The following is a 26,576-nucleotide window of genomic DNA, read 5'->3' as shown; positions in this document are numbered from 1 at the left end:
GGAGAATATGTATTTTTACTATTTAGTAAAGGTTTCCTTTCTTAAAATGAGCCTACTAAAAGTAGACAGGTAATTAGATTGATTTGTTAAAAGATCAATAAGATGTATAAAAAATAATAAACTCCCGACACATGAAACTTCCACCTGAATTTTGGTCCAAGCTTTCAGGAAGGGGATTGAGTAGAATATGAAAGGAAGTGCGAAAGAATGAGTGTTGACAAATACACAAAAGAAGAACTAAAAGAAATGTCACTAATTGATGTAGCATATGAAATAATGAATGGTGGCAAAACACCTTATGCATTTAATGAACTAATGAACGAAGTAGCAAAGTTAGTAGGACTAAGTGAAGAAGAAGTTAACGAGAAAATAGCACAATTTTATACAGATGTTAATATTGATGGTCGCTTTTTATCACTAGGTGACAATCGTTGGGGACTTCGTTTATGGTATCCAGTAGATAAATCAGAGGAAGACGTTGTAACTGTTACAAAGCCGAAGAAGAAGAAAGCTAAAAAAGCTGTCGATGATGACTTCGATGATTTTGATAGCTTAGAGGAAGATGATGACGATTTCGATGACTTTGATGCAGATCTAGATGATGAAGAACTTCTAGATGAGGATGACGATTTGGATGAAGAGGAAGACGACGATCTATTGGATGACGATTTGTCAGAGGAAGACGAAGACTTCGACGAAGATTTAGAAGAAGAATATGAAATCGAAGATGAGGAGGAAGAGGAAGACGAAGACGACGAATTTGAAGATGATGAGGATGAAGATAAATAATTCTTCTACTCTTGACATTTACAGTCGTTGCTAGTAAAATCTTTTTTGGGCTCCTTAAAAAGAGGAACGAACTTAAATTCGCTAAATATAGCGCTCCCTTACTTGTAGAAAGTAAGTGGAGCGCTTTTTATTTTTTAGTAAGGAAGTTAATAGCAATCGTTTCATACCCCTCTAAAAAAATTAGTTAATTCGTCTTAAATAAAGAGGAATTGGAGCAAACTTAAATCAAGGGGGATTATATAATGACAAAATATATTTTTGTAACAGGTGGAGTAGTATCTTCACTAGGAAAAGGGATTACAGCAGCTTCTCTTGGTCGCTTGCTGAAAAACCGTGGTGTAAGTGTAACGATTCAAAAGTTTGACCCGTATATTAACGTGGACCCAGGTACGATGAGTCCTTATCAGCACGGAGAAGTATTTGTAACAGATGATGGTGCAGAAACAGACTTAGACTTAGGACACTATGAGCGTTTTATTGATATCAATTTAACGAAATATAATAACGTTACAACAGGAAAGATCTATTCTACTGTTTTAAGAAAAGAGCGAAGAGGAGATTATCTTGGAGGTACGGTTCAAGTAATTCCACATATTACGAATGAAATTAAAGAGCGTGTATATAGAGCTGGGCGTGAAACAAATGCAGATGTGGTTATTACGGAAATTGGCGGAACGGTTGGGGATATTGAATCATTACCATTCTTAGAAGCAATTCGCCAAATTAAAAGTGATATTGGCCGCGATAATGTTATGTATATTCATTGTACATTAGTACCTTACATTAAAGCTGCAGGGGAAATGAAAACAAAGCCAACTCAACACAGTGTAAAAGAGTTGCGTAGCTTGGGAATTCAGCCAAATGTTATTGTTGTAAGAACAGAAAAACCAATTTCTGAAGATATGAAAGACAAAATTGCGTTATTCTGTGATATAGACAATAAATCGGTTATTGAGTGTCGTGATGCCGATACACTATATACGATTCCTCTAGCATTACAAGAGCAAAACCTTGATCAAATTGTATGCGACCATTTAAAGCTAAAATGCCAAGAAGCAGATATGACAGAATGGATTGAATTAGTAGATCGTGTACGTAATCTTTCTAAAACAACAAAAATTGCACTTGTTGGTAAATATGTAGAACTACAAGATGCCTATATTTCTGTTGTAGAAGCATTAAAACATGCTGGTTATGCATTTGATGCCGATATCAATATTGATTGGATTAATGCAGAGCATGTAACGAAAGAAAATGTCCAAGAATTACTACAAGATGCAGATGGAATCCTTGTACCAGGCGGATTTGGAGATCGTGGAATTGAAGGAAAGATATTAGCAACACAATATGCACGTGAACAAAAAGTGCCTTTCTTAGGAATTTGTTTAGGAATGCAGGTTGCTTCTATCGAATTTGCACGTAACGTTTTAGGTTGGAAGGATGCTCATTCTTCTGAAATTAATGAAGCGACTACTCATCCAGTTATCGATCTTCTACCTGAACAGAAGGATGTAGAGGATTTAGGCGGAACACTTCGCTTAGGTTTATATCCATGTAAACTAAAAGAAGAAACAAGAGCTTATGAAGCCTATCAAGATGAAGTAATTTATGAGAGACATCGCCATCGTTATGAATTTAATAATCAATATCGTCAAGAAATGGAAAAGGCAGGATTTATTTTCTCTGGAACTAGCCCAGATGGCCGTTTAGTGGAAATTGTTGAGTTAAAAGACCATCCTTGGTTTGTTGCATCTCAATTCCACCCAGAATTTATTTCAAGACCAACTCGTCCACAACCGCTATTCCGTGAGTTTGTTGGTGCATCTATCCGCCTAGCGGAAAAATAATAAAGAAAACTTATACTGTCTTAACTGTTAAAAAAGAGGTTACTCCATTTGGAATAACCTCTTTTTGTGATCTTTTCTAACGCTTAGCGTTATGTTTCTTCCTATTATATAGTGTATTCCTTTAAAATTTCATCGGTTGTAAACTTAATGCCGTGATAAATAAAGAGAGCCGCAATTAAAGAGGGGTAGCCGTATCTATTTCCTTCTTCATCAGGCAATAAGCCTTTAGTGAGTTTTAAGTTGATAGTAACTTCCGCTAAGTCAACCAATGATTCTATTTCAGGGTTGGTAATCGAACAGATATAAATAAAGGGAACTTGAGCCTCGTGTAATTGTTTGGCAAAAAGATTTACCTCTTCTTCTTCATTGGTGCGAGAAAACAGAATGAAACGATCATTAGAAGTAATAAGATCAAGTGATGCGCCTGTCCATTCTACTGCATTTGGCATTGGCTCCATTCCCTTCGTCGCCTCTTCTATCACTCCAGCCATTTCATTTGTTGCATAGAAGTAAACTTTTCCGTCACTCACGATGGCTTGGGCTAATAATCTCGAGCTGTCTTCGATTGTCTCCTCTTCTTTTTCGTGTAACCTTTTAAATAGTCCACTTAATTGAGTGGAAAACATTTTAAGCACGTGAAAAACCTCCATTATTATAAAAATTAACAGTAAATCACTTCATATAGTAGATAATTATAATTAAATATAGGGAAAAGGTAAAATTTAAGGGAATTAGCAGGAAAAGTTGACCAAATAGTAGAAAGATAACTATGATAAAACCGAGACAATACATACATAACTCGACTGAGAAGGGAAGGTTCAATTATGAAAGGGAAAATACTAATCGTTGATGATCAATTCGGCATAAGAATCCTTTTGAATGAAGTTTTTCAAAAGGAAGGATATAAAACATTTCAAGCTGCAAATGGAAATCAGGCGTTAGAAATAGTGACAAGAGAATTACCAGATTTAGTATTACTTGATATGAAGATTCCTGGAATGGATGGAATTGAAATATTAAAACGAATGAAAAAGCTTAATCAAGATATTCGTGTCATTATCATGACTGCCTATGGAGAACTTGATATGATTCAAGAAGCGAAAGACCTTGGAGCACTCACGCATTTTGCTAAACCGTTTGATATTGATGATCTTAGAGAAGCTGTTAAGAAATACATTAATCAGTAATTGCTCAAGTATATACATATTAATTACCTAAACGATACGAAGAAGATATCTCTTATCCTTAAAATATTTGTTTTTAGTTAGGGACTAATAATTTTTTGAAAATTAATCTGTGATATTTTTTACAAAGAAATAAAACAGCCATCAATCTGGAATAGTGAGATTGATGGTATTTACAGTGTTTTTTTCTCCAGTTTGCGATGCATCTAGTTTTGAAGTGCTTTCATTCGTCAAAAAGAATGCTAAATTGTGACAAAATAGAAAAAAAAGCTGGAACGATAGCATTTCTTGTTTAATTTTGGTATGATTACAATTGAGTTTAAAAGGAATGATTCGTTTTCGTTTACTTGAGGTATTATATACATATTCAACTTTCCTTTGGGAAATTTAATAAAGATTCTCTTGTAACAAAGAACGATCATTAAATAAGGAGGAAGAAATATGCCTTTAGTTTCAATGAAAGACATGTTAAACAAAGCAAAAGCAGAAGGCTATGCTGTTGGTCAATTTAACTTAAATAATCTTGAGTTCACTCAAGCAATTCTTCAAGCTGCAGAAGAAGAAAAATCTCCAGTAATTCTTGGGGTATCTGAAGGTGCAGCCCGTTATATGGCTGGTTTCAAAACAGTTGTGAAAATGGTTGAAGGTTTAATCGAAGACTATAATATCACTGTTCCAGTTGCTATTCATTTAGATCACGGTTCAAGCTTCGAAAAATGTAAAGAAGCAATTGATGCTGGTTTTACATCTGTAATGATCGATGCTTCTCATCATTCGTTTGAAGAAAACGTAGAAATTACTTCTAAAGTAGTAGAATATGCACATGCTAAAGGTGTTTCTGTTGAAGCAGAACTTGGTACTGTTGGTGGACAAGAAGACGACGTTGTAGCTGAAGGTGTAATTTATGCTGATGCTAACGAATGTGTGGAGCTTGTTAAACGTACTGGTATTGACACATTAGCTCCTGCTTTAGGTTCTGTTCACGGACCTTATAAAGGTGAGCCAAACTTAGGTTTCAAAGAAATGGAAGAAATTGGTAAATTAACTGGTTTGCCATTAGTATTACACGGTGGAACTGGTATCCCAACAAAAGATATCACAAAAGCAATTTCTTTAGGAACTGCTAAAATCAACGTTAATACTGAAAACCAAATTGCTTCTGCTAAAGCAGTTCGCGAAACATTAGCTGCTAAACCAGAAGAGTATGATCCACGTAAATATTTAGGACCTGCTCGTGATGCGATTAAAGCAACAGTAATCGGCAAAATCAAAGAATTCGGTTCTTCAAATAAAGCATAATTGTTATGAAATGAAAGAGGATATCTTTTTAGGGAATACCCTTTAAAGATATCCTCTTTTTTATATATCCCAAAAAGCTTTAGAGTGGGTGGTCTAAAGTATTAGAGGGCTTTATATAGGTAATACTAAAAATGTTTGTACTTTATCTCTCTCTTAACGGATAGTAAGATCCACTTCCAGCTTATGAGTATACGCGGAAGATAGGTGGGAGATCAACTGTCTGTATAGGTCCGATTGGTTCAACTAACCAAACCCCCACTAATGGAAGTTTCACTTTATTAACAAATGAGAACGAAAGTTCATACATAGATACTTTTCCATTAAGTCTTAATATTTGGTATAATAAGTAACAGTAATTCAAACAAGATTCTACATCCAAGCCTCATCTTGATTAACTATAGCAGAATTCGTACTTTTGCATTGGCTTAGAAGGGAGCTAGAAATGGAAAAACTTATGATTGCAGGTGGATCGCCTTTAAAAGGAACGGTTAGAGTTAGTGGTGCAAAAAATAGTGCAGTTGCACTTATTCCAGCAACCATTTTAGCTGAATCTCCAGTTACAATTGAGGGGCTGCCTGACATTTCAGATGTTCAAATATTAAAAGAAATTATGGAAGAGTTAGGTGGAACGGTATCTATATCAGAGTCTGATATAACAATTGATCCCTCTTCTATGATCTCTATGCCTATGCCGAATGGAAAGGTTAAAAAATTGCGTGCTTCTTATTATTTAATGGGAGCCATGTTAGGACGTTTCAAAAAGGCAGTGATTGGATTACCTGGTGGATGCCATCTTGGACCAAGACCAATAGATCAGCATATTAAAGGGTTTGAAGCGCTCGGTGCACAGGTTACAAATGAACAAGGAGCCATTTATCTTCGGGCAGATGAGTTAAGAGGAGCAAGAATTTATTTAGATGTAGTAAGTGTCGGTGCAACAATCAATATTATGCTGGCAGCAGTACGAGCAAAAGGGAAAACCATCATTGAAAATGCAGCAAAAGAACCGGAAATCATTGATGTCGCAACACTTTTAACCAATATGGGTGCAAAAATTAAGGGAGCTGGAACCGATGTAATTCGGATTGAAGGGGTAGATCATCTACACGGTTGCCGTCATACTATTATTCCTGATCGTATTGAAGCTGGTACGTATATTATTATTGGTGCTGCAGTTGGAGACGGTGTCGTTGTGGATAATGTAATCCCTCAACATTTAGAGTCTCTTATTGCAAAATTGAGAGAAATGGGAGTTTCAATTGAATCAAGTGATGAACAAGTGTTTGTAAGTTCAAACAACTCCCTTAAACCTGTAGATATAAAAACGCTTGTATATCCTGGATTCCCAACAGATCTACAGCAGCCATTCACGTCTCTCTTGACCAAGACAAATGGTACAAGTATGGTTACAGACACAATCTATGGTGCTAGATTTAAACATATAGATGAGTTACGCCGCATGAATGCGACGATAAAAGTAGAGGGGCGATCTGCGATAATTAATGGACCTGTTCATTTACAAGGTGCGAAAGTAAAGGCAAGCGATTTGCGTGCTGGAGCATCATTAGTTATAGCAGGGCTTATGGCAGATGGAGTTACGGAGATAACTGGTCTAGAACATATAGATAGAGGATATAGTCATATAGTGGAAAAGCTCACTGGTTTAGGTGCCACAATATGGCGTGAAAAAATGACGGAAGAGGAATATCAACAAATAAATAATGGTTAATGCATAGTAATACGCAATTGCGATGCAACATTCATTTATTGTAAGGCTGTTTTCTAAAAGATTGTTGTTTCTCTAGAAATAATGAATTGGTTGGCTACAGGTAATGGCAATAAACTTTACGAAAACAGCCGTTGTAAAATATGTCTAACTTTTTTCTATTCTTGCTTTTTTAAAAGGAAAAAAGGATAATCGGGGGAGGACATTCCCCTGTTCCGTGCAAAAATATAGAAGAGAATAAAATATATAATAGATTCGGATACGTATAAAAAGGTAATAATTTCACTATAAAAGGATGTTAGGACCATCCTTTTTCATTTACGTTGATGAAAGAATCAATGTCCTCCCAAAACGGGAATATTCATTAAGCATCCTCCAATACCTTCCTTTTCGAACTATCCTAAAAAGAAGGATAATAAAGAGTCTTTATCCATATTCCACTTCCATTATGGGTTAACAAGAAGCCAGTTGAAAAATTCTTGTTGCACATTTTTCGTAGATGGAGGTAAAATAGAGATTGCTTTTAATTGATTCTCGTAGAAGCATTAGAAACATGAAGGATAAAATAAAAACTCCTCTTAAGATAAATTTATATTCGAAGCCATTCTTATGAAAAGAGCTATAAGAAAAATGAAAGTATACTATTTATCGATAGCTGGAGAAGAAGTAGGAATCTTCTTTTCCATCCTTCACTTTAATTATTTCTCGCATCAAAATTTCTCTTCACAAAAAGCGTTCGCCTCAAACAGAAGAATAACTTTCCCACATTTCGAAATAAATGGTAGGGATAACTGAAAATATAAAAGAGTGGTGTAAAAATGGGATTAAATATATCTAGTTTAGAAAATATGAAATTAAAAGAGTTATATGAATTAGCTCGCGAATATAAAGTTGCCTATTATAGCAAGTTGACAAAAAAAGAACTGATTTTCTCCATTTTAAAAGCGAGAGCAGAGCAAGAAGGCTACTTCTTCATGGAAGGTGTTCTTGAAATTATTCAGTCAGAAGGATTCGGATTTTTAAGACCGATTAATTACTCTCCAAGTTCACAGGATATATACATTTCGGCGTCTCAAATTAGAAGATTTGATTTAAGAAATGGGGATAAAGTTTCGGGGAAAGTCCGCCCTCCGAAAGAAAACGAAAGATATTTTGGTTTACTTCAAGTAGAAGCCGTTAATGGCGATGATCCGGAGACAGCTAAAGAAAGAGTTCATTTTCCAGCCTTAACTCCCCTTTATCCAAATCGACAAATACATTTAGAAACTACACAGAGAAATGTATCTACTAGAATAATGGATGTGCTAGCACCAGTCGGTTTTGGGCAGCGTGGTCTTATTGTGGCTCCTCCAAAAGCAGGTAAAACGATGCTTATTAAGGAAATCGCAAATAGTATTACAACTAATCATCCAGAAGCGGAACTTATTGTTTTACTAATTGATGAAAGACCAGAGGAAGTTACAGATATCGAAAGATCTGTAAGTGGAGATGTAGTAAGCTCTACTTTTGATGAAGTTCCGGAAAATCATATTAAAGTCGCTGAATTAGTATTAGAAAGAGCGATGCGCCTTGTAGAGCATAAGCGTGATGTAATTATTTTGATGGATAGTATTACAAGATTAGCACGTGCTTATAACCTAGTTATTCCTCCAAGTGGTAGAACATTATCAGGGGGGATCGATCCAGGAGCATTCCACCGTCCGAAACGATTCTTCGGTGCAGCCCGTAACATAGAAGAGGGTGGTTCTTTAACTATATTAGCTACAGCCCTTGTAGATACTGGTTCTCGTATGGATGATGTTATTTATGAAGAATTTAAAGGTACAGGTAATATGGAACTTCATCTAGACCGTGCATTGGCAGAAAGAAGAATATTCCCTGCTATTGATATTAGACGTTCTGGAACGCGTAAAGAAGAGTTATTGATTCCGAAAGAGCATTTAGACAAGTTATGGGCTATTCGTAAATCGATGTCTGATTCACCAGACTTTGCTGAAAAGTTCTTAAGAAAATTAAGACAAACAAAAAGCAATGAAGACTTTTTTGCCATCCTTGGAGAACAAATGAAAGCAGGTACTGCTAAACGCTCTTAAGATAATAGAGATACAGGTAAGTTTTTAACCTTTCATTTGATAAAGAAAAACGTAAAGGTTTTTCATTATTTGGAAATTCAATGCAGTGTTAATAGTGTTGCAAAACAAGAATGTCCTTGTTATAATATAATCAATGTGTTTTAACAATTACAGTGCTTATGGCATTGTTTTATAACTCTGTTTCGAAAGTTGCAGGGCGGAAGGAGATGAAAAGGAATGAAAACAGGAATTCATCCAACTTATAACGAAATTACGGTGAAATGTGCTTGTGGTAACGAGTTCACAACTGGTTCTGTTAAAAAAGAAATCAAAGTTGAAACTTGTTCTGAATGCCATCCATTCTATACTGGACGTCAAAAATTTGCTGAAGCTGGCGGACGTGTTGATCGCTTCAACAAAAAATACGGTCTTAAGTAATATGAAATATCAAGAACAGGCAAGAAGTTACTTTTCTCCTTGCCTGTTTTTATTTTGGGCTATTATAGGATATTTAAGAATGAATGTAAGTTGATAACTTTTATTCTTAAGTATCTTATGGTATTTTTTTATCCCACTCTTAACGGACAGTAAGACTCCCCCCCTTAAGCTTCTGAGAATACGAGGAAGCTAGGTGGGAGATTAACTATCTGTAAAGATCCGATTGGTTCAACTAACCATCAGTGGGGGAGAAAGGAAAACCCCCCGCTGATGCAAGTTTTACTTTATCCGTTTTTCTATCAAGATGCTGTTAAAAAATGATGATTGAGTCGAATATATTATTTCAATTAGTATCAATAGCTGTTAAAGTATGTAAGAGAGAATATTGGTAGTGATTATCCTACTTTGACTATTAAATAGAAAAAATATAAATAGAGTAAGGAAAGAGACAAGTTGTTTTTATTCTAGGAAGGAGCGGTTTCATGTATGTAATGAAACATCATGGATGGGTTGAAGTTATTTGTGGAAGTATGTTTTCAGGAAAATCAGAAGAACTCATCCGTCGTGTAAGAAGGGCACAATTTGCTAAGCAGAAGTATATAGTGTTTAAACCAAGTATTGATAACCGCTATAGTGAGGAATCAGTTGTCTCACATAATGGGACAGCAACAAATGCAATTCCTATTAGTAAATCAGCCGACATTTTTGAATATGTGACTTCCGATATAGAGATAGTTGCAATAGATGAAGTACAGTTTTTTGATGATGAAATTGTGGATGTTATTCAGCATCTGGCAAACAGTGGTCACCGGGTAATTTGTGCTGGCTTAGATCAAGACTTTAGAGGCGAGCCATTCGGGAAAATGCCAGAATTAATGGCAATTGCCGAGTTAGTAACAAAGCTTCAAGCGGTTTGTGCAGTTTGTGGCTCTCCAGCAAGCAGAACGCAAAGATTGATTAATGGAGCACCAGCTTGCTATGAAGATCCGATCATATTAGTAGGGGCATCTGAATCCTATGAACCAAGATGTCGCCACCATCATGAAGTACCTAGAAGTTCGGAGAAGGCAAATAAAGATAATACATCGAATGCATTATAAGAAAAGAGGCTCTTGTGAAGAATGAATTGGTCGTTCTTCATAAGAGCTTCTTTTTATTTGAATGTAAATATTCTTAAGAGAGAGCAGCGGTACAGGGTTATCAATTTACTACATTAGATAACAACACTAACTACAAACCATAACGTGTTACTGTACAGATATTTTTGTATGTGCTATTATAGAAATATCTTATTTTGCAGAGGGGGTTTTTTCATTGGGAAGGCGTTATTGCGTATTGGCCAAGTGGCGAAATTAAGCGGATTGTCTACAAGAACAATTGATTATTATACAAGTAATAAATTGCTTCCTGTAACGCGGTCTGCTTCCAATTATCGTCTTTATTCGGAAGATGTTCTTCATACATTGGAACGAATCAAACTTTTGAAAAAACAACGAATGTCTATTGAGGAAATTCGAAAAGTCATTCAATCAATAGAAGACGAAGACTTAGAACCAATTATGAATGAGGTACAGGCCGAAATTGCTTGCTTGCAAAAAAAACTGACATCATTGGAAGAGAAATTAAAAGATGCGCCGCAGGAAGAAAAAAAGAAAGTGTATCGTACACTTGAAACTAAATTATTAGACGTAATGAAATTACTGTCTTTAATGTAACTATTCCTGGAGGTGAATCCCTCAAAAGAGGGAAATAATTGGACATAATCACGATAACAAATTTATTTTTACTTGCATTATTAATAGCGTTGACGGCATTCTTTGTTGGTTCTGAATTTGCTGTAGTTAAAATTCGTATGTCAAGAATTGAACAGTTAATTGCAGAAGGAAATAAAAAGGCAATTGTCGCAAAAAAGGTAGCTGGTGATTTAGACTATTATCTTTCGGCATGTCAACTAGGTATTACTGTTACAGCACTAGGGCTCGGAGCACTTGGAAAACCCGCAGTCGAGAATTTACTATATCCAGTATTTAATTTGCTGAATGTTTCTCCATCAGTTGCGTCTGTTGCGTCCTATGCTATCGCCTTTGCATTGGTAACTTTCCTGCATGTTGTGGTAGGAGAAATGGCTCCAAAAACACTTGCTATTCAGTTCTCTGAAAAGTTAACTTTAATGCTTGCACCGCCATTATATTGGTTTGGTAAAGTGATGAAACCTTTTATATGGGCGTTAAATGGGTCGGCGCAAGTATTGCTTCGTTTAATGGGGATAAAACCTGCTAAGCATGAACAGGCTTATTCAGAAGAAGAATTGAAAATAGTAATGACACAAAGTTATCAAGGTGGAGAAATTGACCAAACAGAGCTTGAATATATGGAAAATGTTTTCTCCTTTGATGAAAGGGTAGCAAAGGATATTATGGTTCCTAGAACTGAATTTGTTACGTTAAATAAAGATATGACCTATGACGAAATAGTAAAAGTATTGGATGAACATAATTATACACGCTATCCAGTAACAGAAGACGGAGACAAAGATCATATCGTTGGTGTCGTGAATGTAAAGAAAATGCTAACACAAATGGCTTGGGGCAGAAATCGCAAATTAGCAGAATTTGTTCGGGATCTTCCTGTCATCTTGGAAGTAACACGCTTGCAAGATGCTTTGCTGAAAATGCAGCAAGAGAGAGTGCATATGTTGTTAGTAATCGATGAATATGGTGGTACATCTGGTATTCTGACGATGGAAGATATTTTGGAAGAACTTGTTGGTGAAATCCGTGATGAGTTTGATGCAGATGAAGTAGCGGACATCCGCGAGTCGGGAAAGAATAAATATTTCATTAACGGCCGTGTGTTGCTAGATGAATTAGAAGAACGTTTTGGGTTGCCGTTTGAAGAAAGTGAAGAGCTTGACACAATTGCAGGTTGGATTCAATATCAGCTGTTAGATACTGCTAAGATTGGGGATCAAGTAGAGCAAGGAGACCGTTTATGGACGGTGACGGATATGGATAACTATCAAATAAAAGAGGTTAGTCTTACTCAAGGCGTAGTCAAAAACTAGCTAAGATGTGAAAAGTTGCTTTATCTATAAATCATGGAGGTGAACCCCTCAAGAACGAGGGAAATAATTGGACAGTATAATACTATTGAATTTGTTTTTAGTAGCAGTATTTATTATGTTAACAGCATTTTTCGTTGGTGCTGAATTCGCGATTTTAAAAGTGAGAATGTCAAGATTAGATCAACTAATTTCAGAAGGAAATAAAAAGGCAGTAATAGCAAAGAAAGTAGCGCATGACTTAGATTATTATTTATCTGCCTGTCAGCTTGGGATAACAATTACTGCATTGATTCTAGGAGCATTAGGAGAACCAACTGTAGAAAAGCTGCTTCATCCATTATTTGAAAGGTTTGATGTGCCTGGTGCTTTATCAACTGTGCTTTCTTATGCGATAGCTTTATCGGTTGTGTCCTTTTTACACGTTGTAATTGGAGAATTGGCTCCAAAGACATTAGCTATCCAATATGCAGAAAAAATGACGTTAATGCTAGCTCCTGGTTTGTATTGGTTTGGAAAAGTAACAAAGCCGATAATCCATGCATTAAATGGCTCATCGAGAGCAATTCTCGGATGGTTTGGGGTTAAACCGACTGGACATGAAACGGCTCATTCAGAAGAAGAATTAAAGTTGATTGTGACACAAAGCTATGAAAGTGGCGAAATCAACCAAACGGAATTAGCCTATTTAAAGAATATCTTTGCGTTTGACAATCGAATTCTAAAAGAAATCATGATTCCGAGGGAACAAATTGTAAATGTAGAATTAGAAATGACATTTGAAGAAGTTTTAACTGTTTTGGATAAACATGAATATACTCGATATCCTGTGACGAAAGATCGAACGAAGTTGGTGGGTTACGTAAATACTAAAGAGATGTTAACAAATGTAGTAGCAGGAAGAGAGACAAATATGGAAGAATTTATTCATGAGATGCCGATTTTTCTGCAAACATCACCAATTAAAACCGTGCTTCTTAAAATGCAGCAAGAAAGAGTGCATATGGCACTAGTGAAGAATGAAAGAGGCGTAATTGTAGGTCTTGTCACAATGGAAGATATTTTAGAAGAAATCGTTGGAGAAATTCGCGATGAATATGTAGGCGAAAAGCTACTACATTGATTTTACTAGTTTAATAGAAAGTAAAGTTTGTTGCAGTAAACCGCAACCTAAATACACTTTGCCTGTTTGGTCTATGTGTATTCAAGCTGCCTTAAAACAACAATCTTTTAGAAAAGAAAAAGAACAATATAGCTAAAACTCCGATAAATCCCATACTTTTTCACTTAGGGTAGTAGTAACCCCTAAGTGAATTAGAAAGGAGAATTTATCGGAGTTTCTTTGCAAAATGCAAAAATTAGTTAGGATTGAGGTTTAGGTTTACTTGCTTTATCCATTGGCACTTGCTGAAAAGATAATGCTTGATTAAGCGTACTGTATGTTGGAACTTTCCCTAAACCAATTCCCAAGGTAGTAATCATTTGAGCGGTATCAGGACTTAATCCAGATAGAGTAGATTCAATACCAATGAAAGAAAGGATTTTAGTTAATTTCATTAGTTCATGTAAAACCATAGTATCGATAGAAGAAATACCAGATAAATCAATGAACAGATGTTGAATTCCTTCCTCTTTACATTTAACAGGAACTGTCTCTAAAATCAGTTTTGCTCGTAAGCTGTCGATATCTCCAATTAATGGAATGGCGCCAATAGACTCTGTAATCGGAATAACCGGAACACTTAGTTGCTGGATTAACTCTTGTTGAGAATGAAGTTTCTGTTTAGTATAAGTGTGATACATGTTTGTGAATCGATTGGTCAATCGATCAAAAGTAAGGTGATATTTAGAACTCCATTGTAATACAAATTCGGTCGGGATATTATTTTGTTCAAGGATAAACTGTTCAATCGTGTTCCATATCGTTTGTCTCGTAATACTTAATGCTTCTAATACTTCATGAACAGGTGTTCCTAATTCTACTCTGCTTTTAGCAACCTCATTTGCCCATTGCTCTAGATTTTCAGCAAAAATATGCTCATCTTCTAAAAAAGCGCTTATGACGGTTTGAATCGTATATGCATGCTGTTTTTTCAGCAGCTGTTCAACAGACGGTGTGGAATTTTTTGAGTAAATAGACCCTTCTTCTCCATCTTTAATGGCAAACCACTTTTGGGTTATACTTGGGGCCTGGTCCATCACATATTGATAAATGGATTGATTGGTTAGGGACATATGGTCATACCCTCTCTTCTTATTATTAAGTCTATTATAATAGATTAATGAAAAAATGGCTCTCCTAATCATCTGCAAATACCATTTTTCATAAGAATTGGTTTTGACGGGGAAAATAGCCTATAATATAATGAATACGTTATGGATAAAAACGAGGTGAATAGTGTGTTTGATCGTCTTCAAGCTGTAGAGGATCGTTATGAAAAACTTAATGAATTATTAAGTGATCCTGAAATTGTAAATGATACAAAAAAACTGCGTGACTATTCGAAAGAACAATCGGATATTCAAGAGACAGTAGAAGTTTATCGTGAATATAAAGAAGTGAAAGAACAGCATTTAGAAGCGAAAACAATGCTGGAAGAAAAGTTAGATCCAGAAATGCGCGAAATGGTTAAGGAAGAGTTAGATGAGACTGGTACACGCATTGAAGAATTAGAAGCACGCTTAAAAATTCTATTAATCCCTAAGGATCCTAATGATGATAAAAACGTTATTATGGAAATAAGAGGAGCAGCTGGTGGAGATGAAGCCGCACTATTTGCAGGTGATCTTTTCCGTATGTATAGTCGTTTCGCTGAGGCTCAAGGCTGGAAAATGGAAGTAATTGATGCAAGTTCAACAGGCGTTGGTGGCTACAAAGAAATCATTTTTATGATTAACGGAAAAGGCGCATACAGCAAATTGAAATTTGAAAATGGTGCTCATCGTGTACAACGTGTCCCAGAAACAGAATCTGGTGGTCGTATTCATACATCTACTGCAACAGTTGCATGTTTGCCTGAAGCAGAAGAGGTTGAAATTGAAATTCATGAAAAAGATATCCGCGTAGACACATTTGCTTCTAGTGGACCTGGAGGACAAAGTGTTAACACTACCATGTCTGCGGTACGCTTAACTCATATTCCAACAGGGACAGTTGTTTCCTGTCAGGATGAAAAATCACAGATTAAAAATAAAGAAAAAGCAATGAAGGTTTTAAGAGCACGTGTTTATGATAAATTCCAACAAGAAGCACAAGCAGAATATGATCAACAACGTAAATCAGCAGTAGGTACAGGGGATCGTTCGGAGCGAATTCGTACGTATAACTTCCCACAAAACCGTGTAACGGATCACCGTATTGGATTGACTATTCAAAAGCTAGATCAAATCCTTCAAGGAAAAATGGACGATATTATCGATGCACTTATTTTTGAAGAACAATCTAGTCGTTTGGAAAGTGCTTCTGATGTGTAAGGTATTCGAAGCCCTAAAATGGGCTTCTTCTTATTTAAAGGACCATAACAGAGAAGAATATGCAGCGGAGTTATTGGTAAGGCATACCTTACAAGTCAGTAGATCTGAAATGCTAATAAAATTTCGGGAAGACATGGAAGATGAACAATTCGAGAGCTTTCAAAAGCTAGTCTATTTACATGCCCAAGGACAACCAGTCCAGTATATTATTGGTCAAGAAGATTTTTATGGCAGAGCCTTTACAGTTAATAAGGAAGTGCTTATTCCTCGACCTGAAACAGAAGAGCTTGTACAATCTGCACTTGCACGGATAGACAGGCTGTTTGGAAAAAATGCAGCCTTAAAACTAGTAGATGTGGGAACAGGAAGCGGAGCAATTGCCGTGACTATGAAATTAGAAAATCCATCCTTGCAGGTAGTAGCTACTGATCTTTATGAAGTGTCCTTATCTGTAGCAAAGCAAAATGCAAAAAAACTAGGGGCAGAAGATATAGAGTTTATTCAAGGAGACCTGTTACAGCCACTTATGGAACAAGGGAGAAGTATTGACATTGTTCTTTCTAATCCTCCGTATATTCCAGAAGGGGACATCCAAACAATGTCTGACATTGTCACGGAATTTGAACCTCATAGAGCCCTCTTTGCAGGCGAAGATGGACTAGTTCTTTATAGAAGGCTTTGTGAAGAATTACCGCTTGTTGTTAAAGAAAAAGCGATTATTGGATTTGAAGTAGGAGCAGGCCAAAGCAAGGCAGCTGCCAAGCTGTTAGAAACCGCTTTTCCGCAGGCAAAAGTAGAAGTACAATATGATATTAATGGCAAAGATCGAATGGTATTTGCAGAAGTAGGATTTTGAGCTATTTAACTTCTGTTTTTCGGTTGCTTTTAAACGAGGGTTTTATTTTTTAGAAAGATATATTCTAAACACAAGTTAAGGTGTGTGGGATATGTCTTTTTTATTGCCGATTTAGTTGGACCGTTTTTGGTAAAGGAGGGGGAGGCGCAAGTAAAGGTGCTAAACTCGCAAGTAAAGGTGCCAAACCCGCAAGTAAAAGTATGAAACTCGCAAGGAAAAGTGCCAAACCCACAAGTAAAATCGAAATCCCCAAACTAAAGCATAAAACCTTCAAGTACTAACACCAGAAAATTCACATATCTGCAAATAGTAGTTGCCTCTAGAAAACAACTCAAGAAAATGAATTTTACTAGTTTAAGATTCTATTAATCTGTCCAGACTGTGTTAGTGAAGGGGCGGTGCTAAAAGATGAAAAACAAACCGATGGCAACTATTTATTTATTTGTACTTATTCTATCTACTATTATGAGTTTATATATTCCTAAAAATGAAGTAACAGCAAATAGCGAGGTAATCATTCCAAATGATGCGATTCGTTTAAGAATATTAGCAAACAGTGATAAGGAAGAAGATCAGGCATTAAAAAGAAAAGTGAGAGACGCTGTAAATGAACAAATCACAAACTGGGTTTCAGAATTAACTTCTAAAGAGGCAGCGAAAGATTTATTGAAGGAAAAGTTACCAGAGATTCAAGAGATTGCTGAAAGAGTAGTAGAAGAAGAAAAAGCAAACCAAGCAGTTAATGTTACTTTTGACAAGGTTGATTTTCCAACCAAACTTTATGGTGAGTTTTTATATCCAGCTGGTCAATATGATGCAATTCTGATTACGTTAGGGGAAGGTGAAGGTGCGAATTGGTGGTGTGTCCTTTTCCCACCGCTATGTTTCTTAGACTTCTCTAACGGAGTAGCAGTCAGTGATGGATTTGAGGAAGAGAAGAAAGAAGAAAAAGCAGAGAAGAAAGAAGAAGAAACAACAAAGGAAAAGGCAGTAAAGGAAGAAAGGAAAGCGGAAGAGAAACAAGATCCTGTATTTGTTGAAGGGGAAAAAGAGGAGGAAGTAGAAGTGAAATTCTTCCTTGTAGAATTATGGGAAAAGATTTTTGGATGATATCTAGTACTAAATAGGTTTAAGAGAGATGCTTTTAATAAAGGCATCTTTTTTCTTTGTATAATCCTCAGACAAAAGCAATCTAAGAAATTTTACCTAATTATGCTTAAACTATTGACATTTTTCAGATAGTTAAGTGTTTTGTATACAAACATAAAAGTTTCCTTAGAGAAATAAATTGTCCATAAGGTATGTTTTTTGTGATGATGAAAAGTAGGAATACTAATGTGGAAATCCGTACTAACAGGATTGCTTATGACGTTTGTTTTTTTAACAGGATGCTCAAATGAATCAACAGAATCAATGGAAGAGATGTTGAAAGAGAGCGGTAAAACAGTTACTGAAATAAAAGATGAAACAGGAATTAGTAAATCTACGTTATATAGATATTTGGAAAGTGAAAGTTAAATATTCTGTATTAATCGCAAAATAAAAAAGCCGATGATTCCTTAGCGTAGGAAAAATCGGTTTTTCATTTCCATGAATTGTCTTAGCGTATGTTTTCCGCGTTTTGCTGGTAGGACCCCATCCGCCATCAAGCTAGCAATAACGAGTTACCCCAAAACGATAAAAACGAGTAAGATACACAAAATTTTCGTTCTGGGGTATTATGATCTCTTACCTTGATGGGCATGTGACGCTACCCCTAAATATAAAGATTATTTTACTCTCTTGTTTTTTGAACCCTTATATTCAATAAATGTGAAAGCTAATACGCCAATAAGAATACAAGAAATAACAATAGAATCTTTAGCATTACCATTATAAATTGAGAAAATTAATGGAATAATGGCAAATAAAGAAAATACTATAGTTCCTAAAATAAAATTTTTTTTCATTATTTCCCCCCATTAGTCTTCAATGTAGATATAAAATAATCTTCTAAAGTAGAATGATTTTCAGTTACCAAAGTGATTGATAGATTATCTTCTAGTATTTCCCCATTATTAATCAATATGAGCGTATCGCAAAAATGCTGGGCTACTTCTAATTGATGCGTAGATAAAAGAATGGCATTCCCGTTATTAACGTAATCCAGAAGAATTGCTTTGATTATCTTCATATTAATAGGATCAATACCTGAAATAAATTCATCCAGCAATAAAAGTGATGGATTACTTAATAAGGTTGTAAATAAAGCAATCTTTTTCTTATTCCCCAAAGATAAATCCTTCACTTTTTTGTGCAGCTCGTCATCCATATCGTAACGATAGAGGCTTTCATATGGATTTTTCTTCTTTATTTGAAACATGTCAATCATCATCTCTACATACTCAAAACCTGTTAATTCTTCATATAGCAAGGGATAGTCAGGGATAAACATAACTGGATTGGTTGACTTATAAAGTGATTTTTCATTTTCATTTATAATGATTTGACCTGATTCATGTTCTAATAGACCCGCAGCTATTTTAAGTGTAGTAGTCTTACCTGCTCCATTTGGTCCTAAAAAGGCAACAATTTTCCTTTTCGGTACTACAAAACTTATATTTTTTAAGATTGGTTTCCCTTCAATTATTTTTTTTACGTTTTGAAACTCCAAAATACTATTCAATATAATCCCTCCTATAAAGAAAAGTCATCCAAACACTTGAGCCTTACTAATTTATGCTTAATAATTGTAACTAAGCTTCCCGAAAGTATTAAAAACAATACAGTGATTCCAATTGCGTTTATATGTAAATACTGTGAAATACTAATGAAATCGGACATTAAAAGTGCTATAGGTAACATTAAACAAGGGATAAAAATACCTACTGTTAAGTACCTGATAAGGTTCCGTACTGCTTTTTGATCTGGATAATCTTCTAATTGTTCAATATTTAAAAAGTTGTAATGCGGACTAATCACTGATGGTAAAAATATTATGATAGTTAATAAAAAATAAAATAGTAGGTGAGATACCCCAACTATAATCGAAATATTTAAAGGAACTTGATTGATAATCATAAAAAGAATGTCACACACAATAAATAACGGAAGTGTAGTAATTAAAAATAATTGAAATTTATAAAGAAAAATTGACCAAGCATTTTTTTTAGACAAAAGATGCAAAATGATATGTTTGCCAACACTATCCATTGAGAACATTCCATTTAAGCCCCAGAACATTGTAAATACATAAAAAAATACAAAAAAGAAGAAATAAAAAGCTAGAATAAAATGATACATTTTATCGAATGGCTCAAAGACTTGAATAAAACTCGTAAATATGCCCAATTGAATCCAGAAAGACAATGGCCCTAGAAGTATAGGAAATCTATGAAAGAAATAGGTAGTACGAATATCATTTCTAATTAAAAAGGTTATATATGATTGTCTATTCACAATAGCACTTAGAGAAACAATCCACTTTTCATAAAAAGAAAATGGATAATAAATACCTTTAGATGGCTTACTTTTAGAAAAGGCAAGAAGGACTGTAAATCCAACAAATATAGTCAATATTACACTGGAAATTAGTAAGTCCTTTAAATCCAGTTCCCCCATGGCATAAGTTGCTAAGATACTATTCGGTAATAGAGAGAATGTAATTACATCTTTTATCGGTTCAAATAATTTTGCTAGAGAACTGGTGCCAAGTTGCATCCATTGGTAATATTTTTCAATATCAATTTCATTTGATGTTAGTGGGAAGTTTTTAATCCAAGGCACTAATCGATTACTCATATTTAAGGCTAGAACAAATAGAAAGCACCTTATCAGTATATTTGTAACAAGTCGTAATAAAAAATGATTTCGCTTCCTTTGTAAACACATATATTTATTATGGAAAATAGAACTTATTATTCCCAAAACTATAAAAAGCAAAAAAGTAATGAACAAAATTAAGATTATTTTTATTGGTGTTAGATTTAGTAAATACCCAAGTGATAATATGATTGGAACGTATGCCATTAGAAAAACTTTTGAATTCCAAGTTAAAGATTCTAAATAAATATAGATATTAGATTTTTGTTCGCTAGTCTTTAGATTTATCATTAACCAGTCTCTATCTACAGCCTGTAGCTGCCATTTAGATGAAGCGATTCCGGAAATTATTGCATTTATAAATATAATGAAAAAAAGTAATGACCATAATAGAAAATGATTTTCCCTTAAAGAATACAGAATTTGAAGAGCAAGGGTTGATAAGATTCCTGATGGTTGATCACTTACAGTTAATTTTTCATTTAGGATAGTTGTTTTAAAAAGTAAGTAACTACCTCCTAGAAGGGTACTAAAGCTTATCAAACTCCATAATACTACCCAAACCCAAATATTTTTTACCTGTTTTATTTTTTTAAAAAAAATGAAATTGTTCATTTGACTTTTCCATCTAATTTTTAATTTCCATTTAATCCAATTAATTAACAAAAAAAGCCCACCTTTTTCTTTGCTTGAAAAGTACTAGATATAACGTATTTTATGTAGTTATGCTTCTAACCAATTTACTAATAATAACCAACACGGCACCTATAACTAGATAAACCCACCATTCAAAATTAACCTCTGGTCCAAAGTCAGGCATTATCCTAGTTAAGAACATAATAAGTGCAAACGAACCTGCTCCAAAAAAACCGGCCTTCCAGAAGGCTCGTCTTCTTTGCTTTTTATTAACGAAAAGTGTCGAACGAATAAGTTTGAAAATAACGAACACTCCGAAAGCAGTAACAATCATAATTACAGTTAATAGCACAATACTATTACCAAGTGAAATAGTTTCATCTACTTTTGTAAACTTTAGTAAAACAAGGTTTACCATTCCATAAATTAAACTGAACCACCCTAGTAAATTGAACACTAGAGAAAACACATAAGGAATGACATTTCGTTTCTTCTCGTGCGGAAGTCCTGCTATTAGCTCATCTGCGTATTTTCGTGGGTGAGACCCAAATAAGTTAGTCGCTGTCTTTCCGTCTTCCTGTCCTTCTAAAAGATGATCAAGTAAATCCATTAGAAGTTCCTCACTTTCGTGCTCGGCTACTCGTAAATCGGTTCTGATATATAGTGAAAAATCCTCATATAATAATTCATTCTCGGCATTTAATAGCTTACGTTTTTCATTATTTTCATTGATTAATTGTTTTGTGCTTCGCATTGTTTTCACCTCTTTTTAATAAATTGCTAACTGGACTTGCAATCAGCATCCACTCTTTTGCAATCCGTTCAAGCTCCTCTGTTCCATTATCCGTTAAAAAATAGTATTTTCGGTTAGGACCTGAATCAGAAGGCCTCATTTCACTACGAATAAATCCGTTTTTCTGCAATCTCAGTAACACTGGATAAATCGTCCCATCACTTATATCAGGCAGTTCAGCTTTTTGTAGCTTTTGTGATAATTCATATCCATAAATGGCCTGCTCTTCTACGATCGCCATAACACATGCATCTAGAATTCCTTTTAACAATTGACTTCTTATCGTCAAGCTCTTCCCCCCCATTACTTTGTAATACAAGATAGCGTTTTATATTTATAGCTAATTTGCATTACAAGATAGCTAATTACAATATATATAGATACTCTTTTATTGTCAAACAAAACCTCTATACTTTTTTAATTTACACATTTAACATGCCAAATGAATTTTCCCTTTTAGCCCAGATAACATGCATTTTCCGTATTTTTTTGATACGACTCTTAAATGTTTTAATCAGTCTAACTGTACATTTTAAACCATAATCTTATATTTTCACACTATGGTTAGAACAACTTGTTTAGTTGTAGCTTTGAAAAAAGTTTGATCAAGAATGTCCCTTGATTCTTTTCTTTTATGGGGAAATTAGGGTCATATGCAAGACAAAATAAATTAGCTACTGCTTTACGAGAAATGGGAAGAATTGAAAAGACCATTTTTATTTTGGATTACATATCTAACGAAGCCCTACGTCGTCGCATTCAACGAGGATTAAATAAAGGTGAAGCGATGAACGCTCTTGCAAGAGCTTTATTCTTTAGGAAACGAGGATTCCAAGATCAGCTTCAACGCGCCAGTGCATTAAACATTTTAATTAACGCCATTAGCATATGGAACACTGTATATCTTACTGAAGCCGCAAAATTGCTGAAAGAAAAAGGAGCTTTACGAGAAGACTTACTAAAACATATTTCCCCATTGGGATGGGAACATATTAATTTTCTTGGGGAATACACGTTTGATATGAACAAAGTAGCAAGTTTAAATTCACTCCGTCCCCTTATCCGATAAAATAAAGGCCGATGATTCCTTAGCGTAGGAAAAATCGGCTTTATTCATGTCGAATTTTGCTTAGCGTATGTTTTCCGCGTTTTGTTGGTAGGACCCCATTAAGTAGTATATTTGGGATCTTGTCCGCATTTATTGGCTATTATATGGCTGTATGGTTAGATACTTCTATCTCTGGAGCCATGGCCTTCTCGACGGGAATCATTTTTATGATAAGTTTTCTTGGCTCGCCAAAATATGGAGTTTTAGCAAAGTTCATTTCAAGAAGAAAACCTAATCAGAGAACATATAAAATCAGCTAAGAGATTGTCTTATAAGTACTCTTCTTAAAAAAGGCTAAATTATAGCCGCTTTTAAGAAGAGTACTAGTGGACAATCTTTTTTTGTTAGTTATGCGCTTCCAGTATTCTATCTAATCGAATAATAAAAATTAATCAGAAAATTATAGATTTTACAGCGAGTACTATTGTATAATCAAAGCATAAATTAAACACAAATGTACAGTGAATACATTTTAAACAAAAGTGTTCAAAAGGGGAGCCTGATAATGGAAGTTGCATTGAGAAATATGTTTCAGTCATTAGCTAAGAATAAGTCTGCAAATAAACTAGCTCGCAAATATGGTCTTCGCTTTGGAGCAAAACGCTTTGTTTCTGGAGAAACCATTGCAGAGGCAATTTCAAAAGTCACAGAATTAAACAAATCGGGTAGAGTAGTCACGCTAGATCATTTGGGGGAATTTGTCTACACCAAAGAAGAAGCTAATGAGTCCGCCATTATGTCTCTGAAAACATTGGATGAGATTCATGCATCAGGAGTTCAATCGCATCTATCGGTAAAAATGACTTCTCTTGGGTTAGATATTGATAAAGATTTATGCTTAAACAACATGCGAAAGATTGTTTCCAGAGCAAACCAATACGGAAATTTTGTCCGCATCGATATGGAAGACTATGCACATTGTCAAATAACCATCGATATATATGAAGAGCTCCGCAAAGAATTTGATAACGTTGGTTTAGTTATTCAAGCTTATTTATATCGGACAGAAGAAGATATGAAGCATTTGAATGAATTAAAGGCAAATCTGCGTTTGGTGAAAGGAGCGTATAAAGAGTCGCCAGATGTAGCCTTTCCGGAGAAAAAAGATGTAGATGAAAATTATAAAAAGATTATTGAAATGCATATGTTAAACGGAAACTACGCAGCTGTTGCAAGCCATGATGAAAAAATAATTCAATTTACAAAAGAACTTGCAGCTAAGCATGGGATTGATAAAGACAAGTTTGAATTCCAAATGTTATATGGAATATGTGAAGATTTACAAAATAAGCTAGTGAAAGAAGGCTACAAAGTAAGAGTGTATGTACCCTACGGAAAAGATTGGTTTGGCTACTTTATGAGAAGATTAGCAGAAAGACCAGCAAACGTGTGGTTTATCTTGAAAAATTTGTTTAAATAAGCCAGTAAAAGAGCTCCCCTTTTATCCCGCTCTTAACGGACAGTAAGATTCTCCCATCAAGCTTAGGAGAATACGAGGAAGATAGGTGGGAGATCAACTGTCCGTAAAGGCCCTATTGGTTCAACTAACTATCAGTGGAGGAGGCAGGAAAACCCTCACTGATGGAAGTTTCACTTTATATAGTAAGATTAGTAGATTTAAAGGTTGGAAGAAAATTTTAAATAAAAGGAGAAATAAAAATGACGAACATTACGAGTATACCCCCTTATAAAAACGAACCATTTACTGATTTTACAAAGGTTGAAAACCAACATGCGATAGAAGAGGCTATTCAAAAAGTAAAAGGAGAATTAGGAAAAACGTTTCCCCTTGTAATTGGTAAAGATAAAATTATTACAGAAGAAAAAACAGTTTCCATCAATCCGGCAAATGTAGATGAAGTAATCGGTAAAGTTAGTAAAGGCAATAAGGAATATGCAGAAAAGGCCATGCAAGAAGCGTTACATACTTTTGAAACATGGAAGAAGGTAGAAGCCTCTGAGCGTGCTGAATATTTGTTTAAAGCAGCGCAGTTGATGAGAGAAAGAAAGCATGAATTTTCTGCTTACTTAATCTTAGAGTCAGGGAAGAATTGGGCAGAAGCAGATGCGGATACTGCTGAGGCAATTGATTTTCTTGAGTTTTATGGAAGAGAAATGCTCCGTTTAAGTGAAACATCCATCCATCAACCGCTTTATCCAACAGTTGGTGAAGTAGATAATAAAATTACCTATATTCCGCTTGGGGTAGGCATCGTTATTTCTCCATTTAACTTCCCACTTGCTATTATGGCAGGGACAACGGTTGCTGGAGTAGTTTCTGGGAATACAGTTATCTTAAAGCCATCTGATAATACACCAGTTGTTGCTGCAAAGTTTGTAGAGTTAATGGAAGAAGTAGGTTTGCCATCGGGTGTTATTAACTATCTTCCTGGAGATAGTTTGGAAGTTGGCGAATATTTAGTAGAACATCCGAAAACAAGATTTATTTCCTTCACTGGATCTCGTGCAGTAGGGTGTCGCATCTATGAACGTGCATCTGTTGTGCAGCCAGGGCAAATCTGGTTAAAACGTATTGTCGCTGAAATGGGCGGAAAAGATGGGATCGTCGTTGATGAGACAGCAGATCTTGATGCAGCAGCAGAGGCAATTGTTGCAGCAGCATTCGGTTTCCAAGGGCAGAAATGTTCTGCTGGATCAAGAGCAATCATCGTGGAATCTGTATACAATGAAGTAGTGGAAAAAGTAGTAGCTCGAACAAAAAATTTAGATATTGGTCTTCCGGAAACAAATGCAGCAGTAGGACCGGTTATTGACGAAAAGGCATTAAATAAAATATTAGGCTATATTGAAATTGGAAAAGACGAAGGAAAACTAGTAACAGGTGGGTCTCGTGCAAAAGGAAACGGTTATTATATGGAACCAACGATTTTTGCTGACGTTCCTGCAGACGCTCGCATTATGAAAGAAGAAATTTTTGGTCCAGTTCTAGCACTCTGTAAAGTACCTGATTGGAAAACTGGGATTAAAGTATATAATGATACGGATTATGGATTAACAGGCTCATTCTTTTCCACAAAAGAAGACCGAATCGAATACGCTTTAGAAAATCAGCATTGCGGTAATCTGTATATTAACAAAAAATGCACAGGAGCACTAGTTGGAGTACATCCATTCGGCGGCTTTAATATGTCTGGAACAGACTCCAAAGCTGGAGGATTCGATTATCTCTTACTCTTCACACAAGCAAAATTAAGCACTAGAAGAGTCCTGTAATAATAAGAGATTGAGTGTTGCTTTTTATGGAAGGAATACCGACTAGGCTTAAGTGTAGTCCTATGGGAAGTAAAGTGTACTTAGCCTGCGATTTAGATTAAAACAAATCTTATCAAGCTGTTTCCATTTTAGGAACACAAGAATATTACTAGAAAGAAGTAAAAACTTCTGCATATTAATCATTCAAGTGTATGCCTTTTTTGGAGACAGCTTTTTTCTATAACATAAATCCCATCCATTATCCCCTTATTGGAAAAA

Annotated in this window: 24 protein-coding genes and 1 pseudogene; 18 read left to right on the top strand and 7 right to left on the bottom strand. The window is 35.2% G+C overall.

The annotated features are described in order from the left end of the window. The first annotated feature begins 207 nt into the window (after nucleotides 1-207). Together rpoE and HHU08_RS22680 are read left to right on the top strand one after the other, a co-directional pair. A complete protein-coding gene (gene rpoE / locus HHU08_RS22685) occupies nucleotides 208-789 on the top strand; it encodes a DNA-directed RNA polymerase subunit delta (RefSeq protein ID WP_016202512.1) in 582 nt (193 codons plus the stop codon). Nucleotides 790-1,031: 242 nt separating this feature from the next. Beyond that, nucleotides 1,032-2,636 (top strand): CTP synthase, encoded by a 1,605-nt coding sequence (locus HHU08_RS22680; protein ID WP_016202511.1) that lies wholly within the window; start codon nucleotides 1,032-1,034, stop codon nucleotides 2,634-2,636. 104 nt (nucleotides 2,637-2,740) lie between these two features. On the opposite strand, the gene HHU08_RS22675 is transcribed toward HHU08_RS22680, so the two are convergent. Then, entirely contained in the window at nucleotides 2,741-3,271 is a 531-nt protein-coding gene (locus HHU08_RS22675; protein WP_169189395.1) for a DUF2529 domain-containing protein, read from the bottom strand. Between the two features lie 186 nt (nucleotides 3,272-3,457). Here HHU08_RS22675 and HHU08_RS22670 point away from each other — a divergent pair, with 186 nt between their 5' ends. From HHU08_RS22670 to HHU08_RS22630, 9 genes are all read left to right on the top strand, one after another. Then, entirely contained in the window at nucleotides 3,458-3,823 is a 366-nt protein-coding gene (locus tag HHU08_RS22670; RefSeq protein WP_198013185.1) for a response regulator, read from the top strand. A gap of 438 nt (nucleotides 3,824-4,261) precedes the next feature. Further along, on the top strand, nucleotides 4,262-5,119 hold the full coding sequence (locus HHU08_RS22665; RefSeq protein WP_016202508.1) for a class II fructose-bisphosphate aldolase: 858 nt from the start codon (nucleotides 4,262-4,264) through the stop codon (nucleotides 5,117-5,119). A 442-nt stretch (nucleotides 5,120-5,561) separates the two neighbouring features. After that, complete coding sequence (locus HHU08_RS22660; RefSeq protein WP_016202507.1) at nucleotides 5,562-6,848, top strand: UDP-N-acetylglucosamine 1-carboxyvinyltransferase; 1,287 nt, start codon at nucleotides 5,562-5,564, stop codon at nucleotides 6,846-6,848. 815 nt (nucleotides 6,849-7,663) lie between these two features. After that, nucleotides 7,664-8,938: a transcription termination factor Rho gene (gene rho / locus HHU08_RS22655; protein WP_016202506.1), complete on the top strand. Its 1,275-nt coding sequence runs from the start codon at nucleotides 7,664-7,666 to the stop codon at nucleotides 8,936-8,938. A 216-nt stretch (nucleotides 8,939-9,154) separates the two neighbouring features. Beyond that, nucleotides 9,155-9,355: a 50S ribosomal protein L31 gene (gene rpmE / locus HHU08_RS22650; protein ID WP_016202505.1), complete on the top strand. Its 201-nt coding sequence runs from the start codon at nucleotides 9,155-9,157 to the stop codon at nucleotides 9,353-9,355. 482 nt (nucleotides 9,356-9,837) lie between these two features. Continuing rightward, nucleotides 9,838-10,455, top strand: a complete 618-nt coding sequence (locus HHU08_RS22645) for a thymidine kinase (RefSeq protein ID WP_016202504.1) — start codon at nucleotides 9,838-9,840, stop codon at nucleotides 10,453-10,455. Between the two features lie 228 nt (nucleotides 10,456-10,683). Further along, nucleotides 10,684-11,070 carry a MerR family transcriptional regulator gene (locus HHU08_RS22640; protein ID WP_169189394.1) on the top strand — a complete coding sequence of 129 codons (387 nt, stop codon included), beginning with the start codon at nucleotides 10,684-10,686 and terminating at the stop codon, nucleotides 11,068-11,070. Nucleotides 11,071-11,108: 38 nt separating this feature from the next. Further along, on the top strand, nucleotides 11,109-12,419 hold the full coding sequence (locus HHU08_RS22635; RefSeq protein WP_169189393.1) for a hemolysin family protein: 1,311 nt from the start codon (nucleotides 11,109-11,111) through the stop codon (nucleotides 12,417-12,419). Between the two features lie 67 nt (nucleotides 12,420-12,486). Further along, complete coding sequence (locus HHU08_RS22630) at nucleotides 12,487-13,539, top strand: hemolysin family protein (RefSeq protein ID WP_016202501.1); 1,053 nt, start codon at nucleotides 12,487-12,489, stop codon at nucleotides 13,537-13,539. Nucleotides 13,540-13,778: 239 nt separating this feature from the next. On the opposite strand, the gene HHU08_RS22625 is transcribed toward HHU08_RS22630, so the two are convergent. Further along, nucleotides 13,779-14,651 (bottom strand): STAS domain-containing protein, encoded by an 873-nt coding sequence (locus HHU08_RS22625; RefSeq protein WP_169189392.1) that lies wholly within the window; start codon nucleotides 14,649-14,651, stop codon nucleotides 13,779-13,781. Nucleotides 14,652-14,816: 165 nt separating this feature from the next. Between HHU08_RS22625 and prfA the strand changes: the two genes are divergently transcribed. The 4 genes from prfA to HHU08_RS22605 all read left to right on the top strand — a co-directional run bounded on the left by prfA (nucleotide 14,817) and on the right by HHU08_RS22605 (nucleotide 18,264). Beyond that, entirely contained in the window at nucleotides 14,817-15,890 is a 1,074-nt protein-coding gene (gene prfA, locus HHU08_RS22620) for a peptide chain release factor 1 (RefSeq protein WP_016202499.1), read from the top strand. Further along, nucleotides 15,883-16,746, top strand: a complete 864-nt coding sequence (gene prmC, locus HHU08_RS22615; RefSeq protein ID WP_169189391.1) for a peptide chain release factor N(5)-glutamine methyltransferase — start codon at nucleotides 15,883-15,885, stop codon at nucleotides 16,744-16,746. The genes prfA and prmC overlap by 8 nt, the downstream gene beginning before the upstream one ends. A 408-nt stretch (nucleotides 16,747-17,154) precedes the next feature. Continuing rightward, nucleotides 17,155-17,856, top strand: a complete 702-nt coding sequence (gene spoIIR / locus HHU08_RS22610) for a stage II sporulation protein R (protein ID WP_016202497.1) — start codon at nucleotides 17,155-17,157, stop codon at nucleotides 17,854-17,856. Nucleotides 17,857-18,081: 225 nt separating this feature from the next. Continuing rightward, nucleotides 18,082-18,264, top strand: coding sequence for a helix-turn-helix domain-containing protein (locus HHU08_RS22605; RefSeq protein ID WP_016202496.1), 183 nt, complete (start codon nucleotides 18,082-18,084; stop codon nucleotides 18,262-18,264). Between the two features lie 251 nt (nucleotides 18,265-18,515). Here HHU08_RS22605 and HHU08_RS22600 read toward each other — a convergent pair whose 3' ends face one another. The 5 genes from HHU08_RS22600 to HHU08_RS22580 are packed head-to-tail and all read right to left on the bottom strand — an operon-like array spanning nucleotide 18,516 to nucleotide 22,265. Beyond that, a complete protein-coding gene (locus HHU08_RS22600) occupies nucleotides 18,516-18,695 on the bottom strand; it encodes a hypothetical protein (RefSeq protein WP_040344197.1) in 180 nt (59 codons plus the stop codon). Then, nucleotides 18,695-19,411 carry an ATP-binding cassette domain-containing protein gene (locus HHU08_RS22595; protein ID WP_016204771.1) on the bottom strand — a complete coding sequence of 239 codons (717 nt, stop codon included), beginning with the start codon at nucleotides 19,409-19,411 and terminating at the stop codon, nucleotides 18,695-18,697. Before HHU08_RS22595 ends, HHU08_RS22600 begins: the two co-directional genes overlap by 1 nt. 11 nt (nucleotides 19,412-19,422) lie before the next feature. After that, nucleotides 19,423-21,213: a hypothetical protein gene (locus HHU08_RS22590; protein WP_169189390.1), complete on the bottom strand. Its 1,791-nt coding sequence runs from the start codon at nucleotides 21,211-21,213 to the stop codon at nucleotides 19,423-19,425. A gap of 49 nt (nucleotides 21,214-21,262) precedes the next feature. Then, nucleotides 21,263-21,937, bottom strand: a complete 675-nt coding sequence (locus HHU08_RS22585; RefSeq protein ID WP_016204773.1) for a DUF1129 family protein — start codon at nucleotides 21,935-21,937, stop codon at nucleotides 21,263-21,265. After that, nucleotides 21,909-22,265 (bottom strand): PadR family transcriptional regulator, encoded by a 357-nt coding sequence (locus HHU08_RS22580; RefSeq protein ID WP_016204774.1) that lies wholly within the window; start codon nucleotides 22,263-22,265, stop codon nucleotides 21,909-21,911. Before HHU08_RS22580 ends, HHU08_RS22585 begins: the two co-directional genes overlap by 29 nt. Before the next feature lie 345 nt (nucleotides 22,266-22,610). Here HHU08_RS22580 and HHU08_RS22575 point away from each other — a divergent pair. The 3 genes and pseudogenes from HHU08_RS22575 to pruA all read left to right on the top strand — a co-directional run. After that, nucleotides 22,611-23,045 (top strand): annotated as a pseudogene (locus HHU08_RS22575) (Tn3 family transposase); the annotation flags it as partial. Between the two features lie 544 nt (nucleotides 23,046-23,589). Then, nucleotides 23,590-24,504 (top strand): proline dehydrogenase family protein, encoded by a 915-nt coding sequence (locus HHU08_RS22570; protein ID WP_016204776.1) that lies wholly within the window; start codon nucleotides 23,590-23,592, stop codon nucleotides 24,502-24,504. Between the two features lie 239 nt (nucleotides 24,505-24,743). Next, the gene (gene pruA / locus HHU08_RS22565) at nucleotides 24,744-26,318 is read left to right on the top strand and encodes an L-glutamate gamma-semialdehyde dehydrogenase (protein ID WP_169189389.1); all 1,575 of its coding nucleotides are present in this window, start codon (nucleotides 24,744-24,746) and stop codon (nucleotides 26,316-26,318) included. The last annotated feature ends 258 nt before the right edge of the window (nucleotides 26,319-26,576 follow it).

The organism is Niallia alba (assembly GCF_012933555.1).
Classification (GTDB): domain Bacteria; phylum Bacillota; class Bacilli; order Bacillales; family Cytobacillaceae; genus Niallia; species Niallia alba.
This window is presented reverse-complemented; position numbering and strand designations above follow the sequence as displayed.

What these genes read in the sequence shown, in the direction of transcription:
- HHU08_RS22585 (WP_016204773.1), bottom strand. Translation starts at nt 21,937, where the DNA reads ATGCGAAGCACAAAACAATTAATCAATGAAAATAATGAAAAACGTAAG.
- rpmE (WP_016202505.1), top strand. Translation starts at nt 9,155, where the DNA reads ATGAAAACAGGAATTCATCCAACTTATAACGAAATTACGGTGAAATGT.
- spoIIR (WP_016202497.1), top strand. Translation starts at nt 17,155, where the DNA reads ATGAAAAACAAACCGATGGCAACTATTTATTTATTTGTACTTATTCTA.
- prmC (WP_169189391.1), top strand. Translation starts at nt 15,883, where the DNA reads ATGTGTAAGGTATTCGAAGCCCTAAAATGGGCTTCTTCTTATTTAAAG.
- HHU08_RS22660 (WP_016202507.1), top strand. Translation starts at nt 5,562, where the DNA reads ATGGAAAAACTTATGATTGCAGGTGGATCGCCTTTAAAAGGAACGGTT.
- HHU08_RS22680 (WP_016202511.1), top strand. Translation starts at nt 1,032, where the DNA reads ATGACAAAATATATTTTTGTAACAGGTGGAGTAGTATCTTCACTAGGA.
- rho (WP_016202506.1), top strand. Translation starts at nt 7,664, where the DNA reads ATGGGATTAAATATATCTAGTTTAGAAAATATGAAATTAAAAGAGTTA.
- HHU08_RS22625 (WP_169189392.1), bottom strand. Translation starts at nt 14,651, where the DNA reads ATGTCCCTAACCAATCAATCCATTTATCAATATGTGATGGACCAGGCC.
- rpoE (WP_016202512.1), top strand. Translation starts at nt 208, where the DNA reads ATGAGTGTTGACAAATACACAAAAGAAGAACTAAAAGAAATGTCACTA.
- HHU08_RS22600 (WP_040344197.1), bottom strand. Translation starts at nt 18,695, where the DNA reads ATGAAAAAAAATTTTATTTTAGGAACTATAGTATTTTCTTTATTTGCC.
- HHU08_RS22645 (WP_016202504.1), top strand. Translation starts at nt 9,838, where the DNA reads ATGTATGTAATGAAACATCATGGATGGGTTGAAGTTATTTGTGGAAGT.
- HHU08_RS22665 (WP_016202508.1), top strand. Translation starts at nt 4,262, where the DNA reads ATGCCTTTAGTTTCAATGAAAGACATGTTAAACAAAGCAAAAGCAGAA.
- HHU08_RS22570 (WP_016204776.1), top strand. Translation starts at nt 23,590, where the DNA reads ATGGAAGTTGCATTGAGAAATATGTTTCAGTCATTAGCTAAGAATAAG.
- pruA (WP_169189389.1), top strand. Translation starts at nt 24,744, where the DNA reads ATGACGAACATTACGAGTATACCCCCTTATAAAAACGAACCATTTACT.
- HHU08_RS22605 (WP_016202496.1), top strand. Translation starts at nt 18,082, where the DNA reads ATGTGGAAATCCGTACTAACAGGATTGCTTATGACGTTTGTTTTTTTA.